Raw genomic sequence first — 16293 nt, 5'->3', positions numbered from 1 at the left:
GGTACGGCACCGGCCGCGTACACCGACGGCGGGGCCCCGCGCCGACCGCTCCGTGCGGCCGTCCCCGCGGTGCGTCACCGCCCCGGCACCCGCCGTTCCTCCGGCCGACGGCCGCCCGTAGGGCCGTGGGCGACGGCCCGCACCGTGTCCGGGTTACGCTCGTTCGTCGGCACCGATACACCCCGAAACCCGCACCAACCTCCCGATCACCCCCTCTCCGCCCGCACCGCCCCTCACGAGCAGACAAGGGAGTCCGCCACCGTGGCCATCTCCGTCTTCGACCTCTTCTCCATCGGCATCGGCCCCTCCAGCTCCCACACGGTGGGCCCCATGCGTGCGGCCCGGATGTTCGCCGGACGCCTCAAGAAGGACGGGCTGCTCGCCCAGACCGTCTCGGTGCGCGCGGAACTCTTCGGCTCGCTCGGCGCCACCGGCCACGGCCACGGCACCCCCAAGGCCGTCCTGCTCGGCCTGGAGGGCCACTCCCCGCGCACCGTCGACGTGGAGAACGCCGACACCCGGGTCGCCGAGATCCGCGAGAGCGGGCGGCTGCGCCTGCTGGCCGCCGAGATAGGGGACGCCCACGAGATCGACTTCGACGAGGCGACCCAGCTGATCCTGCACCGCCGCCGCTCGCTGCCGTACCACGCCAACGGCATGACCCTCTTCGCCTACGACGAGCACGGCGCGCCGCTGCTGGAGAAGACGTACTACTCGGTGGGCGGCGGCTTCGTCGTCGACGAGGACGCGGCGGCCGAGGACCGGATCAAGCTCGACGACACCGTCCTGACGCACCCCTTCCGCACCGGCGACGAACTGCTGCGGCTGACGCAGGAGACCGGGCTCTCCATCTCCGCGCTGATGCTGGAGAACGAGAAGGCGTGGCGCACCGAGGAGGAGATCCGCGCCGGGCTGCTGGAGATCTGGCGGGTGATGCAGGCGTGCGTGGAGCGCGGCATGACCCGGGAGGGCATCCTGCCGGGCGGTCTGAAGGTCCGCCGCCGGGCCGCCAACGCCGCCCGCGCGCTGCGCGCCGAGGGCGACGCCCAGGCGCACGCCATGGAGTGGATCACCCTCTACGCGATGGCCGTCAACGAGGAGAACGCGGCCGGCGGCCGGGTGGTGACCGCCCCCACCAACGGCGCGGCCGGGATCATCCCCGCGGTCCTGCACTACTACGTGAACTTCGTGCCCGGCGCCGACGAGGACGGTGTGGTCCGCTTCCTGCTGGCCGCCGGTGCGATCGGCATGCTCTTCAAGGAGAACGCCTCCATCTCGGGCGCGGAGGTCGGCTGCCAGGGCGAGGTCGGCTCGGCCTGCTCGATGGCGGCGGGCGGGCTCGCCGAGGTCCTCGGCGCCACCCCGGAGAAGGTGGAGAACGCCGCGGAGATCGGCATGGAGCACAACCTCGGCCTGACCTGCGACCCGATCGGCGGTCTGGTGCAGATCCCGTGCATCGAGCGGAACGGCATGGCGTCCGTCAAGGCCGTCACCGCCGCCCGGATGTCGCTGCGCGGCGACGGGCGCCACCATGTCTCGCTGGACAAGGTCATCAAGACGATGAAGGACACCGGCGCGGACATGTCGGTGAAGTACAAGGAGACCGCGCGCGGCGGGCTCGCGGTGAACATCATCGAGTGCTGAGCGACGGCCCCGGACCGGTGCCGCGCGCGGCGGTCCGGGGCCACCGCCGCACCACCCGCCGCCCGCCCCGCGGGGCGGGCGGAAACCTACCCGCGAACCGGGTTTCGGTATCACATCCCCCCTGGTCAAAGCGCTCATCCACGGCCCGGCGCGCCGCTACAATGAGTGCCGCTCCGGACGCGCAGTGCGTACGGGCCCGAGCTTCGACCGGGAAGGAGGGGCGGCGTGACCACGCTCGACCTCAGCAGCCATCCGGGCCCCCTGGCCAGGCGGTTCCAGCAGGCCCACACCCTGCTGTGGACGACCATGGTCTCCGAGGAGGTCACCTCCCCGCAGTTCGCGGTCCTCAACTCCCTGGTCGGTGAGGACGGACTGGATCAGCGCACGGTCGGTGAGCGGGTCGGTCTGGACCGCTCCACCATCGCCGAGGTGATCCGGCGGCTGGTGGTGCGCGGGATGGTCGACAAGATCCGCGATCCCCGGGACGGCCGCCGCGCGGCGCTGCGCGCCACCGACGAGGGCGTCCGCGTCCACCGCAAGCTCGCGGTCCGCTCCGCGCGGATGAACCAGCTCTTCCTCTCCCCGCTGGCACCGTCCGAGCAGACCCTCTTCGTCGAGCTGCTGCACCGCGTCTCGGACGCCGCCGAACAACTGCGCCACCCCACGCAGCCCAGCACCTGATCCCCGGTCACCCTTTCGACTCCCCCGCCCCAACCGCCGCACGCCGCCGGGGTTCCCCTCCTCCGTGTCAACTGCTCGTCACGCTGCGGAACTTCTCGGTAGTGATCTGGCGTCTTCCTCGGTGAACGTGCTGAACTGCTGGAACGCAGTGGACGGTTCGGAGAAGCAGGTCGCAACGGCGGGAGGCCGCTCATGCTGCACGGTGTCGATGTCAGCTCGTACAACACGTCGTTCTCGACCGACGGGCTGGACTTCGTGATCATCAAGGCCACCGAGGGCCGCTCGTACATCAACCCCCACCAGTCGGCGCAGGCGGCGAAGGCGCGCAAGGCCGGGTGTGTGGTCGGGTTCTACCACTTCCTGTGGCCGGGGAACATCGCGGCGCAGGCGCGGTACTTCGTCGAGAAGTGCGCCTCGGTCGGCGGGGACATCCTCGCCGCCGACTGGGAGACCACCGGCAGCGGCACCTACGCGAGCAACGCGCAGAAGGACCAGTTCATCAAAGAGGTGAAGAAGCTCCGCCCCACGCACCGGGTGATGCTCTACTGCAACCGCAGCTTCTGGCTGAACCACGACACCACCTCGTACGCCGGTGACGGTCTGTGGGTCGCCGACTACGTACAGGCCGGGCATCCGCGGATCAAGGCGAAGTGGCGGATCCACCAGTACACCGACCGGCCGCTCGACAAGGACGTCGCGGACTTCGCGAGCAAGGCCGCCCTCAAGAAGTGGGCGCACCCGGCATAAGGTTTCCGCAGGCCGGTCGTTTCCCCGGCCGACGGATTCCGACAGTACGAGGAGCAGCCGTGAGTGACCCGGCGTCCATGGCCCAGCAGGAGATCGCCCGGGATCTCCAGGTGAGCGCGTCCTTCGACGCCGGGCACGAGATCGAGCGCCGGGTCGCGTTCCTCGCGGAACGGCTGACCACCACGGGCCTGCGCTCCCTGGTGCTCGGCATCAGCGGCGGCGTGGACTCCACGGCCGCGGGCCGGTTGTGCCAGCTGGCCGTGGAGCGCGCCCGGGAGGCGGGCCACGACGCGACGTTCTTCGCGATGCGGCTGCCGTACGGCGTCCAGGCCGACGAGAAGGACGCGCAGCGGGCGCTGGACTTCATCCGGCCCGACCGGCTGCTGACGGTGGACGTCCGCCCGGCCAGCGACGCCGCGCTGGCGTCGGCGGTCGCCGGTGGGCTGGAGTTCCGCGACGCCGCCCACCAGGACTTCGTCCAGGGCAACATCAAGGCCCGGCAGCGCATGATCGCGCAGTACGCGGTGGCGGGTGCCCAGGACGGTCTGGTCGTGGGCACCGACCACGCGGCCGAGGCGGTCTCCGGCTTCTTCACCAAGTTCGGTGACGGCGCCGCCGACGTGGTCCCGCTGACCGGTCTGACCAAGCGGCGGGTGCGCGCGGTCGCCGCGGCCCTGGGCGCCCCGGAGGAGCTGGTCGTGAAGGTGCCGACGGCGGACCTGGAGACGCTGGACCCGGGCAAGCCGGACGAGGTCGCGCTGGGTGTGACGTACGACCAGATCGACGACTTCCTGGAGGGTCGGCCGATGGACGAGGTGGTGCGCGAGGCCATCGTCCGCCGCTACCGCTTCACCGCCCACAAGCGGGAGCTGCCGCTCGCACCGTGACGGACCGCGTACGGGGCGAAGGGCCCGCCGGAGGGGATCCGGCGGGCCCTTCGCTGTGTCCGTCCGCGCGGTCCGGGCGGTCGCGGAGCTGTCATGCGCCGGTAAGGCGACAGCAAGGTCGCGGGGGCTAAGACGTCGGCCGCGGCGGGCAGGGATGCGGCCATGGGAGACCACGAAGCACGCGCGGAAGATCCACTGTCAGTGGGGGCGCCTACGCTCCGAGGCATGGGTTACGCACAGCTGCGCGAACTCCGCACCGCGCTGACCACCGCCTCCGACATCGCCTCGTCCCTGCGGGCCACGCCGACCCGGCGGGACGCCGACCAGCTCGTCGACGCGCTCCGCCGGGCGCTGACCGCCGCCGGTTCGCTCGGCGAGGCCACCGGCCCGACCGGCTGCGCGCTCCATCCGCACGGCGCGGTCGATCCCCTCCACGGCGACCCGGAGGACCCGCTGCCGCCCGGGTACGGCAAGTGCCTGCTCTGCAACGACCGCCGCAGACGCGCCGACGCCCCGATCCGGCTGCACCAGCGCCGCCCGCAGCCGGGTCGGCGGCGCAGCGCGTAGGCCGGGCCGGGGCTCCGGGGGCCGCGGTGATGCGCCGAGGCCCCGGGCCGACGCCTCCGCGCGCCGATCCGGGGCCTCCGGGTGCCGTCCCCGCCGACGGCGGTGTCACTCCGAGGCGCCCTCCCGCTCCCGCTCCTGCTCCGGCCGGGGCTGCGGCGTCTTCGCCTTCTCCGGGCGCAGCGCGATCCGGCCGAGGACCACGGCGACGGCGAGGGCGCCCAGCGCGATCAGGAGGTAGTCCGGCACGGCGTTGCCGATCGACGCCACCCACTCCTCGACCCGGAACTCCGACTCCGCGTCGAGGACGCCGGGCAGGGCGCTGGTCCCGTTGTAGCGGAGGAAGAGCACGCCGATGGCGATGAAGAAGAGGCCGGACAGGAGCGAGGTGGTGTGCAGCCGCAGCCTGCCCAGGCGCAGTTCCCGGCCGCGCAGCCAGCCGCGGCTGCCCAGCCGGAAGCGGTCCCAGAGCAGGGCGAGGACGAACAGCGGCAGCGCCATGCCCAGCGCGTAGACGGCGAGCATCGACGCGCCGTAGACCGGCGAGCCGCTGACCGCGGTGACGGTGAGGACGGCGCCGAGGATCGGCCCGGCGCAGAACCCGGCCAGCCCGTAGACGCAGCCCAGCAGGAAGGTGGAGACGGCCGAGCGGGGGGTGATCCGGGCGGCGGCGGCCTGGGCGCGGCGGGAGGCGAAGCCGAGGCCGAGGAGCTGCGCGAGCCCCATGGCGATGACCACCCAGCCGCCGACGGTGATCAGCAGGTCGCGGTGGCCGTTGAAGAGCCGGCTGGCGGCGGTGGAGGCGACGCCGAGCGGCACCAGCGTGGTGGCGAGCCCCAGGTAGAAGACGCCGGTGCGGGCGAGCAGCCGTCCGGGGTGGGAGAGCGAGTACGCGAAGAACGCCGGGAGCAGCAGCGCGCTGCACGGGCTGACCAGCGCGAGGGCGCCGCCGAGGAACGCCGCGAGGTACCCGATGTCCGTCACTTGCCGCCGCCCTTCTTCTCCTGGGCCGCCTTCGCGGCGGTCTCGATCGCGTCGGCGAAGACGGCGGTGGGCTGGGCGCCGGACACCGGGCGGCCGTTGACCAGGAAGGACGGCGTGGACTGCACGCCCAGTTCGTACCCCTCCTCCTGGTCCTTCTTCAGGGCGCTGCGGGCGGCTTCGCTGTCGAGGTCGGTGCGGAACTTGTCGAGGTCGGGGACCCCGGCGGTACGGGCCATCGCGACGAGCTTCTCCTCGGCGAGCGCGTCGCCCTTACGGGTCTTGGCGTACAGCTCGTCGTGCAGCTGCCAGAAGCGGCCCTGGCGTCCGGCGGCCCAGGAGGCGCGGGCGGCGCGTTCGGAGTCGGCGCCGTAGAGGGTGAAGTTGCGGAACTCGATGCGCAGGGTGCCCGCGTCGACGTACTTCTTGATCAGTTCGGGCTGGGTCTCGCGGGTGAAGCGGCCGCAGAACGAGCACTGGTAGTCGGCGTACTCGACGAGGACCACCGGGGCGTCCTTCTTGCCGACGGCCAGCGCGTCATCGGCCTCGCGGCGGCTGGTGCGCTCGGCGAGCTTGTCGTAGACGCGCTGCTGCTCCGGGTCCTCCCCGGCAGCCTGGGCGGCGCCCTGCGGTTCGTTGGGGGCGCGGCCGTCCTCGACGGCCCGTCCGGCGGCGATGCCGATGGCGACGACGGCGACGAGCAGCGCGATGATCGCGCCGACGGCGGCGAGCTTGCGGCGGGGTGAGCTGAGGGTGGTGGACACAGTTTCTCCAGTCGTACCGGGATGGCGGAAGGGCCGGACGGCGGCGGGCCGGTCCGGACACGGGCACACGGGGGCACGGCGGCGCTCCCGTGGGGCGCCGCTAAATCCGCAGTACGGGCAGGAGGGTGGCGGGGTCGGCGGGCCCCGCGGGTCCGGTGCCGGAGCGCACCGGGACGGGCCGTCCGAGGGGCGCGGCGGCGGTCGTGACGGGCACCGCGACGCTCGGGGCGAGGGGTTCCCCGCGGTGCGGGGCGGGCAGCGGCGCGGACTCGTCGGGCCCCGGCGCATGCCGCCCCGAACAGCGCCGGGGGACGTCGACGAGGTCGGTCCGCGCGGTGAGCCGGTGGGCGGGGTCGGGGGCGCCGTCGGCGCGGGGCCCGGCGGCGTCCGCGTCCGCCGAGGGGGCGGTGTCCGCGTCCGCCGTGGTCGCGGCGGTGCGCGGGGCGGGGGCGGTCGGTGCGTCGGCGGCGGCCGGGAGGGCGGTCGTGGCGGCGGTCGGTGCGGCCCGCCAGGACTGGTCGCCGCCGGTGCGGCAGAGCAGCGGGCCGAAGGTCACGGCGAGGAGGAGCAGCCAGATCACGGCCGCCGGTCGGCGGGTGGTGGTCATGGCCCTCCTTCCTCGTCCCGGCGTGCGCGGGGCCCGGCGCACACCGCCGTCGCGGTCGGCCCGCGCGGCGAGGCACTCACCGTCCGCGGGCGGGCCCCATCCTACGGACCGTGGCGCCGCCTCCCGAGCACGGACCGCCATCCGGAGGAGACACGGCGCCGGGCGCCCGGCGCGGCGCGACCAGGTCCGCGGGCCCGGTACGGCCCCCGGCGCGGGACGGCGCGAGAGGCCGCGGCACCGGGCGGAGCGACCGCGGCAACGCCGCATATTTATCGAGGCAACCGGTTAACGAACCGTCGTTTACAAGGTCGGTGGCGTACCTCACCTGGGATCCCCCAGGACTTCCTCCCTCACTGACCCATATTGTCCGCAATGCACTTTTGGCATCGGAGGCCGGACCTGTCATAGTCGTTCGCAACGACCCCCATTGACCCGGGCCAGGTCGTTCCACCCCCGCGGACACACCCCTTCCGTCCGCCGAGGGGCGACACTGGGGCCTCACCCGCACAACCCTGCGGGAGGCCCCAGTCGCGTATCCGGGGGCGGGCGCCGCGGGTCAGCGGTCGCCGGTGCGCATCTCGAACCAGGTGGTCTTGCCGCGCGGCAGCAGATCGACGCCCCAGCGGTCGGAGAGCGTCTCGACGAGGAAGAGACCCCGGCCACTGATGTCCAGCTCCCGGACCGGCATCAGACACGGCAGTCCGCGCGAGGGGTCGCGCACCTCGATCCGGATCCAGCCGCGCCGCCGCAGCATCCGCAGCCCGAACCGCCGCGCGCCGGTGTGCCGTACGGCGTTGCCGACCAGCTCCGACACCAGCAGAACGGCGTTCTCGGTGAGGTGCGGGGGCAGACCCCACTGTTCATGGAGGACCCGGTGGGTCAGACGGCGGGCGGCACCGGCGGATTCCGGCCGCGAGGGGAACGGGACCTCGTCCACGGAAGGGTCGCCGAGCAGATCGAGCACCAGGGGTCCCGGGGCGTCCGGCGCCGCTCCGCCGCTCTCCGCTGCGCCGGGGACTCCCCGGCAGGTGGCAGCCGTGCCGCACAGCGGCTGCGACTGCTCCGACTCCTCCAGGCCCGCCATGCCCCCATCATGGCCGTTGCGCCACCACCACGGGACCGGATCCGGCGGAATCCCACCCTGGCGGACACCGGATTCCGGTCACCGCAAAGGCCGTTCCGGCGGCGTTCATGACACCACTGTCACCTGCCTGAGCTGCGGTGCGACGGTGCCGGGCGGCGCCCGCCGGAGCGGCGGCGCGGGGCGGGCGCGTACGGGGCCGGATCGGCGCGATTCCCCCGCACGGGGCACCGCACACCGGCCGCCCACCCGCCCCGCCAACCACCTTCTCAGCGGCGGAACTTGGCCTTCCCCGGGCCGTCCTCGACGAAGCTGCGCATCCCGATCTCGCGGTCCTCGGTCGCGAACAGCCCGGCGAACACGGAGCGTTCGATGGCCAGGCCGGTTTCGAGGTCCGTCTCCAGACCGGCGTCGACGGCTTCCTTGGCGGCGCGCAGGGCGAGCGCCGGGCCCTTCGCCAGCTGCGCCGCCCAGGCGTGCGCCGCCTCGAAGACCTCGGCCGCCGGGACCACCCGGTCGACCAGACCGATGGCCAGCGCCTCGTCGGCCCGCACATGGCGCCCGGTGAAGATCAGGTCCTTGGCCTTGGACGGGCCGACCAGCCGCGCCAGCCGCTGGGTGCCGCCGGCGCCCGGGATGACGCCGAGCAGGATCTCCGGCTGGCCGAGCTTGGCGTTCTCCGCCGCGATCCGGAAGTCCGCGCAGAGCGCCAGCTCGCAGCCGCCGCCGAGGGCGTAGCCGGTGACCGCGGCGACCACCGGCTTGGGGATGCGCGCGATGGCACTGAACGAATCCTGCAGCGCCTTGGACCGCACCACCATGGCGGCGTGGTCCATCCGCTGCATCTCCTTGATGTCCGCCCCGGCGGCGAACACCTTCTCACTGCCGCGCACCACGACCGCGCGGACGTCGTCCCGGCGGGTGGCCTCCTCGCCCAGCTCCCGCAGCCGGTCCTGGGTGGCGATGTCCAACGCGTTCATCGGCGGGCGGTCGAGCTGGATGGTCCCGACACCGTCGGCGATCTCGAAGTTCACAGTCATACCGCGAAGGTTAGCCGTCGTTAACGGCGCTGGGTACGGTACGCCGACGTGCCCCGCGCCACCCCGGACCGGGTGCCGCCGCGTCAGCGCCGTCGGTCCTTCCACTCCTTCCAGGAGAGGTTCCAGTCGCTGAAGCCGTTGTCCGGCCGGATCGTCTCGTCGTGGGAGTTCTTGACGACGACCACGTCACCGACGAGGGAGTTGCGGAAGAACCAGGCGGCGGGGGTGGCCGGATCGCCGCCGCCGCGCCGGTCGAAGAGGCCCACACAGCCGTGGCTGGCGTTGCGGTTGCCGAACGCGCCCTGCCCCGACCAGTAGTTGCCGTGGATGAAGGTGCCGGAGGTGCTCAGCCGCATGGCGTGCGGGACGTCCTCGATGTCGTACTGGCCGTCGAAGCCGACGGTCGCGCCGTTCATCCGGGTCACCCGGAGCTTCTCGCTGATGACCATCCGGCCGTTGTACGTCTCGGTGCCCGGCGCCCCGGCGGAGATCGGGATGGTCTTGATCTTCTTGCCGTCGCGGACCACCGTCATCTTCTTCGACCGGGCGTCGACGGTGCTGATCTGGCTGCGCCCGACGGTGAACGACACCTTCCGGGACTGGGTGCCGTAGACGCCGGGGCGGCCCTCGACGCCGTCGAGGGCGAGCCGGAGGGTGACCTTGGTGCCGGGGGCCCAGTACTTCTCGGGGCGGAAGTCCAGCCGGTCGTTGCCGAACCAGTGGCTCTCGACGGGAACGGCGGGCTCCGCGGTGACCCGGACGGCCTTCTCCACGGCGGCGGGGTCGGTGATGCCGCGGCTGAAGCGCAGCGAGACCGGCATCCCGACGCCGACCTTCTCCCCGCCGTCCGGTGTGTACGTCGTGGTGAACGTCGCCTCGGGCCTGAGCGTGGTGAAGCGGGCGTGGCGGGTGACCTTCCGGCCCTCCGCGTCGGCGGCTTCGGCCGTCACGGTGTACGTGGTCGCCGTCCCGAGGTGTCCGGTGGGCTGCCAGCCGGTGCCGCCGCCGGATATGCGGCCCGGTATCTCCTTGCCCTTCGCGTCCTTGACCGTGACGGAGCGGAGCTTGCCCCACCGGGCCGTCACCGCGAGGGCGCCGCGGGTGGCGACGGAGTTCTCGCCGTCCTTGGGGGCGATCGTCACGACGGCTTTCGAGGGGCCGTGCGCGGCGCGCGCCCGGTCGGCCGCGCCCTTCGCGTCCGGACCGTCCCCGCAGCCCGCGGCGAGCAGGACGGAGCCGAGCGCCAGGGCGACGACGGCGCCGCGCCGGGCCCGCCGCCGTATCGCCCGCGGAGGCGCCGACCGCCGTCTCGGCTCTGCGGATATCGCCTGGTGCATCCCTTGGCCCCTCTTCCCCTCGCCCCGCACGCACTCCCCTGCGTACGGAACACCGCCGTACGACGCGGCACCGCCGGGCGGCCGCGTCCTGCGTGTAGATAACCACATGGGTAGGACAGCGGGCTGCCCGGCAAGGGCGGCTCGGGGCGCACACCACGGCGCCCCCGGGACGGACAGAAACAGGGAAAGCGGGACGGGACGGGGCAGAAGAAACGGGCGTCAAATCGATTGATACGTATGGACGTTGACGCTCCGTCCGGTACGGGGTGCTGGGGAGCGCCCCGCACCGGACACCGGGTCCGTCCGGCCCGGCGCACTCGCCGAGGGCCGGACGGCCACCGGGCCGCTACAGGGCCGTCCCCGCCCGCCACTGCTCCCAGGGCATGTTCCAGCCGCCGAGACCGTTGTCCGCGGCGACGACGCGGTCCCGGGAGTGGACGACCTCCACGATGTCGCCGATGAGCGACTGGGCGTAGAACCAACCGGCCGGGGTGGCGCCCTTGCCGCCCTTGTTGTCGAGCAGCCCGACGCAGCCGTGGCTGGTGTTCTCGTCGCCGAAGATGTCGGGGTCGGCCCAGTAGTTGCCGTGCAGGAAGGTCCCGGAGGTCGTCAGGCGCATCGCGTGCGGCACGTCGGGGATGTCGTAGGCGCGGCCGAAGCCGACGGTCCGGGCGTCCATCCGCGTCTTCGGCAGCCGCTCCAGGATCACCATCTTCCCGTTGTACGTGGGGTTCTTCTCGTCGCCCGCGGTGACCGGCAGCGTCACCGGCTTCTCCCCCTGGCGGGTGACCGTCAGGCTGTGCCGGGCCGCGTCGATGACGCTCGTCTGGTCCCTGCCGATCCGGAAGCGGACGGTCTCGCTCTGGGTGCCGAAGGTGCGGGGACCGGCCCGGACGCCGTCCAGCCGGACCTCGACGGTGACCTCGGTGCCGGGCCGCCAGCGCTCCTTCGGGCGGAAGTCCAGCCGCTGGTCGCCGAACCAGTGGGGGGCCAGTTCGACGTCCGGATCGGCGGTGACCCGGACGGCCCGCTGGACGGCGGCGAGGTCGGGGATCGGGTGGTTGAACTGGAGCGAGACGATCATGCCGGTGCCGACGGTCGCGCCGTCCTCCGGGAGGAAACCGGCGGCCAGCTTGGCGGGGCCGGTGGTGAACGTGGTGTGGCGGGTCCTGCGGTCGCCCTCGCCGTCCATCGCCACCGCGTCCACGGTGTACGTCGCCGCCGCCTCCAGCCGGTGCGCGGTGGGCCGCCAGGTCAGGCCGTCCCGGGAGATCCGGCCCGGGACCTGCGCCGCGCCGCCGTCGCCGGTACGCCGCACCGTCACCCGCTGGAGGCGCCCGTCGGGCACCCGGATGAGGAGCCGTCCGCTCTCGCTCACATCGCGGGCGCCGTCGCCGGGCTCGACGTCGATGCCGCGTTCCGCGCCGGGCGGCTTGTCGCTGCCGAAGAGGTCGGGGACGGCGCAGCCGGTCGCCGCGGTCAGAGCGCACACCGGCACCAGGGCGAGACGGAGGAGGCGCCGGAGCCGCACGGGGCGGCGGGCCGGCGGACGGGGGGTGCGGTCCTTCTCATCACCGGACATGTGGCGCATTGTGACGGATGCGACGGTTGTCGCCCCGGAAGTGACGGCCCGGCAGGTCCGTGTCCCGTACGGGATACGGCGTTGCGGTGGTACGGGGGCGGCCGAGGGCGTCCGCCGGGCCGAGCGGCGGAGTGCGGGGCGGCGCGGGAGCGGGCCGGGCCGCGCGGGTGATGGGCGGTCGGGCGGCGGCCCGGGCGCCCCTTGGGGGAGACGGTGTGGCTCCGAAGTACCGCCGGGCGGGTGGAGGCGCAGGTCAGCGGGGGTGGGGGCGCGGCGGGCGGTCGGGCGGTGGGCCGTGCGACGGGAAAAGGACATGAGCGTTGTCGGTGGCCGCCCTTACTCTCGCCTGTGATGGATGCCACCGCGAGCACACCCGCCCGTCCACCGTCCTCCGAGCCCCCGCGGCACTCCGCCGTACGGTCGCTGCTGCGCCTGTGGCCGTTCGTCCGGCCGGTGCGGGCGCGGCTGTTCACCGCCGCGGTCGTCGCCGTGGTCGCGTCCTGCATCAGCCTCGTCATCCCGCTGGTGCTCAAGTGGATCGTGGACGGTCCGGTCGCCGCGGGCGCGCCCGGCGGCGTCTGGCTGGGCGGCGGGTTCCTCCTGGCCCTCGGGGTGGCCGAGGCGGGGCTGTTCGGGCTGCGGCGCTGGCTGGTCGCCCGGCCGCTGGCGGGCGTCGAGGCGGCTCTGCGGGAGCGGCTCTACACCCGCCTCCAGCGGCTGCCGGTCGCCTTCCACGACCGCTGGGCGTCGGGCCAGTTGCTCTCCCGCGCCACCACCGATCTCCAGCTGCTCCGGATGTTCCTGGCGTTCCCGCTGACGTTCCTGCTGGTCAACGGCGCGACCATCGTGGTGGGCTGCGCAATCCTGCTGAGCCAGCGCTTCTCGCTGGGGCTGGTGCTGCTGGCGCCGGTGCTGCCGCTGATGGTCCTCTGCTCGGTCTTCGAGGCGAAGTACGCGCTGGCCGCCCGCCGGGCGCTGGACCAGGTCGGCGATCTGACGACGGTGATCGAGGAGTCGGTCCTCGGTATCCGGATCGTGAAGGGCTTCGGCCGCCACCGCAGTCAGGCCCGGATGTTCCGTCGGCTCACCCATGAGCTGCGCACCACCGAGCTGCGCAAGGCCCGGTACCTCGCGGTGCTCTGGGCCGCCATCACCGTGCTGCCGGAGCTGGCGATCGGCGCCGCGCTGGTGCTGGGCACCCTCCAGGTGGCGGACGGCGCGCTCTCGGCCGGGACGCTGGTCGCCTTCCTGTCGACGGCGCTCGCGCTGCGCTGGCCGGTGGACTCCATCGGCTTCCTGCTGGCGATGAGCTACGAGGCGGCGATGGCCACCGACCGGTACTTCGAGGTGCTGGACGCACCGACGGCGGAGGAGGCGCAGGCCCTGCCGGGGCAGGCGGCGGCCGCGGCCCTGCTCCCCGGGCCGCGGGCGGCTGCCGACGACGCCGCCGACGTCGTCTCGGGTGGCGGTCCCGGCGACGGCTCCGGCGCAGGCCGTACCGACGCCGCCGACCGCCCCGGACCGTCCGACCGCCCCGGCGCGTCCAACGGCTCCGATTCGCCCGCCCGCTCCGATTCGTCGGACCGCTCCGATTCGTCCGACCGCCCGGGCGTCTGCGGCGGACTCGTCTTCTCCGGTGTCGCGTTCCGTTACCCCGACGCGTCCGCGGACGCCCCGCCGACGCTGCGCGGTGTCGATCTGCGTATCGCGTCCGGGGAGACGATGGCGCTGGTGGGGGCCACGGGCAGCGGGAAGACGACGCTCACCGCGCTGGTCCCGCGGCTGTACGACCCGACCGGTGGCCGGATCACCCTGGACGGCCGCGACCTCACCGCGCTCTCCCGGGACGAGGTGCGCGGTCTGGTGTCGGTCGCCTTCGAGGAGCCGACGCTGTTCTCCGCGAGCGTCGCCGAGAACGTCCTGATGGGCGGCGTGGACCTCCAGGAGGCGGACCTGCGGCGGGCGTTGGAGGTGGCGCAGGCCGACGGTTTCGTCGCCGCGCTGCCCCAGGGGGTGCACACCCAGGTCGGGGAGCAGGGCATGAGTCTGTCGGGCGGCCAGCGGCAGCGGCTCGCGCTGGCCCGCGCGGTCGCCGGACGGCCGCGTTTCCTGATCCTCGACGATCCGCTCTCCGCCCTCGACGTCCACACCGAGGCGCTGGTCGAAGCGGCGCTGCGGCAGGTCCTGGCGACCACCACCGCGCTGGTCGTCGCGCACCGCCCGTCCACGGTCCTGCTGGCCGACCGGGTGGCGCTGCTCTCCGGCGGCCGGATAGCCGCCGTCGGCACCCACCAGCAACTGCTGCGCGACAACGCCGAGTACGCCGGGCTGATGTCCGGCACCGACCCCGTCCCGGCGGGGCCCGCGCCCCGGCCCCGCGACGCCTCCGGAGGCACCCGATGACGACCGCCCCCGCACCGGGCGCCGTACCCGCCGATCCGCCCGCGCCCGGGCCGCCGCCCGGTGACGGGGACGCCTTCGCCCGGGACGTCCTCCCGGCGCCGCCCGGAGCGTCGCGGCGGCTGCTGCGGTCGCTGCTGGCGCCGCACGCCCGCTGGGTGACGCTCTCCGCCGTGATGCTCCTGCTCCAACAGGCCGCGGTGCAGGCCGGACCGCTGCTGGTGGCGTTCGCGCTGGACCGCGCGGTGCCCGCGCTGCGCGCCGGGGACCACGGTCCGCTGGTCGCCGTGGCGGCCGGGGCGGCGCTGTGCGCGGTGGCGTCGGGCGGGCTGAAGTACCTCTTCATCCGGTGCTCGGCGCGGATCAGCCAGGACGTGCTGCTGGAGCTGCGCGGCCGGATCTTCCGGCATGCCCAGGCGCTCAGCCTCGATTTCCACGAGCGGTACACCTCGGGTCGGCTGATCTCGCGGGCCACCACGGACGTCGAGGCGCTGCGCGAACTCCTCGACGAGGGCCTGGAGGAGCTGATCTCCTTCGTGCTCTCCACGGTCTCGATCACCGTGATGCTGCTCTACCTGGACTGGCGCACCGGCGTCGCGGCGCTCGCCTCCACCGGGCCGCTGGCCCTGCTGATCCGCTCCTACCAGCGGCGTTCGATCCGGGTGTTCAGCAGCAAGTCGTCGGCGGTCGCTGCCGTCATCGTGAAGTTCACCGAGACGGTCAACGGCATCCGCCCGGTGCAGGCGTTCCGCCGGGAGCGGCCCAACGACGCGGCGTTCGCCGCACTGAACCGCACCCATGAGGGTGTCAACGGCGACACCTTGCTGGAGATGGCCCGGTATGTCGTCGGGTCGCGGCTGGTGGCCAACTTCGCGGTCGCCGCGATCGTGCTGTGGAGCGCCTACCGCGTGGCGACCGGCGCGCTGGAGCTGGGCGTCCTGGCCGCCGCGGTGCTGTATCTGCGGCGGCTGTACGACCCGATCGACCGGCTCGGGATGTTCCTCAACTCCTACCAGGGGGCGGCCGCCTCGCTGGAGAAGATCGCCGGTCTGCTGGCGCAGCGCCCGTCGGTCCCCGAGCCGTCCGCCCCGGCGTCGCTGCCACCCGCCTCCGACGGGCGGCCCGGCCGGGAGGTCGTCTTCGAGGGGGTGCGGTTCGCGTACCGGACCGGCGGCGAGGTGCTGCCCCGTTTCGCGCTGCGGCTGGCCGCGGGCGAGACGGTCGCCGTGGTCGGTTCGACCGGCGCCGGTAAGTCGACGCTGGCGAAGCTGCTGGCCCGCTTCTACGACCCGACCGAGGGCCGGGTCCTGCTGGACGGGGTGGACCTGCGGGAGCTGTCCGCCGCCGAGCTGCGCCGGGGCGTGGTGATGGTCACCCAGGAGGCGTTCCTCTTCTCCGGGACGGTCGCCGAGAACATCGCGCTGGGGCGGCCGGACGCCACCCGCGCGGAGATCGAGGAGGCCGCCCGGGCGATCGGCGCCCACGACTTCATCGCCGCGCTGCCGGACGGGTACGACACCGATGTCCGTAAGCGGGGCGGCCGGATCTCCGCGGGCCAGCGGCAGTTGGTCGGCTTCGCGCGGGCGCTGCTCGCCGACCCCGCCGTGCTGATCCTGGACGAGGCGACCAGTTCGTTGGACATCCCGGGCGAGCGGGCGGTGCAGCGGGCGATGGACACCGTGCTGCGCGGCCGGACGGCGGTGGTGATCGCGCACCGCTTGTCGACGGTGGAGATCGCCGACCGGGTGCTGGTGATGGCCGACGGCCGGATCGTGGAGGACGGCACCCCCACCACCCTGATATCCGACCGCGGCCGCTTCGCCGACCTGCACCGGGCGTGGCGGGACAGCGTGGGGTGAGCGGGGGCGCCGGTCCCCGGACCACGCCCCGGCCCACACCCGCACTCCGCATCTCACCCCACCCAGCCCCGGCCCGCACCGAAACACCGGCCCCACTCCCCCGGACTCCCGCCCCGCCC

The 16293-nt window shown here is 73.7% G+C and carries 14 protein-coding genes; 7 read left to right on the top strand and 7 right to left on the bottom strand.

Going from position 1 to position 16293, the window contains the following annotated elements; translation table 11 throughout:
* Positions 1-261: 261 nt before the first annotated feature.
* From IF23_RS0117795 to IF23_RS0117775, 5 genes are all read left to right on the top strand, one after another.
* Entirely contained in the window at positions 262-1644 is a 1383-nt protein-coding gene (locus tag IF23_RS0117795) for an L-serine ammonia-lyase (protein ID WP_030284798.1), read from the top strand.
* Positions 1645-1869: 225 nt separating this feature from the next.
* A complete protein-coding gene (locus IF23_RS0117790) occupies positions 1870-2325 on the top strand; it encodes a MarR family winged helix-turn-helix transcriptional regulator (protein WP_030284796.1) in 456 nt (151 codons plus the stop codon).
* Positions 2326-2517: 192 nt separating this feature from the next.
* Positions 2518-3072: a GH25 family lysozyme gene (locus IF23_RS0117785; RefSeq protein ID WP_030284794.1), complete on the top strand. Its 555-nt coding sequence runs from the start codon at positions 2518-2520 to the stop codon at positions 3070-3072.
* Positions 3073-3131: 59 nt separating this feature from the next.
* Positions 3132-3959 carry an ammonia-dependent NAD(+) synthetase gene (gene nadE, locus IF23_RS0117780; RefSeq protein WP_030284792.1) on the top strand — a complete coding sequence of 276 codons (828 nt, stop codon included), beginning with the start codon at positions 3132-3134 and terminating at the stop codon, positions 3957-3959.
* Positions 3960-4184: 225 nt separating this feature from the next.
* Entirely contained in the window at positions 4185-4526 is a 342-nt protein-coding gene (locus IF23_RS0117775) for a hypothetical protein (protein WP_030284791.1), read from the top strand.
* A gap of 105 nt (positions 4527-4631) precedes the next feature.
* On the opposite strand, the gene IF23_RS0117770 is transcribed toward IF23_RS0117775, so the two are convergent.
* From IF23_RS0117770 to IF23_RS0117740, 7 genes are all read right to left on the bottom strand, one after another.
* Positions 4632-5507, bottom strand: coding sequence for a cytochrome c biogenesis CcdA family protein (locus IF23_RS0117770; RefSeq protein ID WP_030284789.1), 876 nt, complete (start codon positions 5505-5507; stop codon positions 4632-4634).
* Entirely contained in the window at positions 5504-6268 is a 765-nt protein-coding gene (locus IF23_RS0117765; protein ID WP_030284787.1) for a DsbA family protein, read from the bottom strand. The genes IF23_RS0117770 and IF23_RS0117765 overlap by 4 nt, the downstream gene beginning before the upstream one ends.
* Positions 6269-6368: 100 nt before the next feature.
* Entirely contained in the window at positions 6369-6875 is a 507-nt protein-coding gene (locus IF23_RS35000) for a hypothetical protein (protein WP_030284785.1), read from the bottom strand.
* Between the two features lie 556 nt (positions 6876-7431).
* Positions 7432-7959, bottom strand: coding sequence for an ATP-binding protein (locus IF23_RS0117755; RefSeq protein WP_030284784.1), 528 nt, complete (start codon positions 7957-7959; stop codon positions 7432-7434).
* Between the two features lie 266 nt (positions 7960-8225).
* Complete coding sequence (locus IF23_RS0117750) at positions 8226-8996, bottom strand: enoyl-CoA hydratase/isomerase family protein (RefSeq protein ID WP_030284782.1); 771 nt, start codon at positions 8994-8996, stop codon at positions 8226-8228.
* 83 nt (positions 8997-9079) lie between these two features.
* Positions 9080-10333 (bottom strand): L,D-transpeptidase, encoded by a 1254-nt coding sequence (locus tag IF23_RS0117745; protein ID WP_078654056.1) that lies wholly within the window; start codon positions 10331-10333, stop codon positions 9080-9082.
* A gap of 346 nt (positions 10334-10679) precedes the next feature.
* Entirely contained in the window at positions 10680-11915 is a 1236-nt protein-coding gene (locus IF23_RS0117740; RefSeq protein WP_030284778.1) for a L,D-transpeptidase, read from the bottom strand.
* Between the two features lie 351 nt (positions 11916-12266).
* Here IF23_RS0117740 and IF23_RS0117735 point away from each other — a divergent pair, with 351 nt between their 5' ends.
* Together IF23_RS0117735 and IF23_RS0117730 are read left to right on the top strand one after the other, a co-directional pair.
* A complete protein-coding gene (locus IF23_RS0117735; protein ID WP_051739673.1) occupies positions 12267-14318 on the top strand; it encodes an ABC transporter ATP-binding protein in 2052 nt (683 codons plus the stop codon).
* Complete coding sequence (locus IF23_RS0117730) at positions 14315-16174, top strand: ABC transporter ATP-binding protein (protein WP_030284774.1); 1860 nt, start codon at positions 14315-14317, stop codon at positions 16172-16174. Before IF23_RS0117735 ends, IF23_RS0117730 begins: the two co-directional genes overlap by 4 nt.
* Positions 16175-16293: the final 119 nt, after the last annotated feature.

Origin of the sequence: Streptomyces catenulae (assembly GCF_000718015.1) — a bacterium.
Taxonomy (GTDB): domain Bacteria; phylum Actinomycetota; class Actinomycetes; order Streptomycetales; family Streptomycetaceae; genus Streptomyces; species Streptomyces catenulae.
This window is presented reverse-complemented; position numbering and strand designations above follow the sequence as displayed.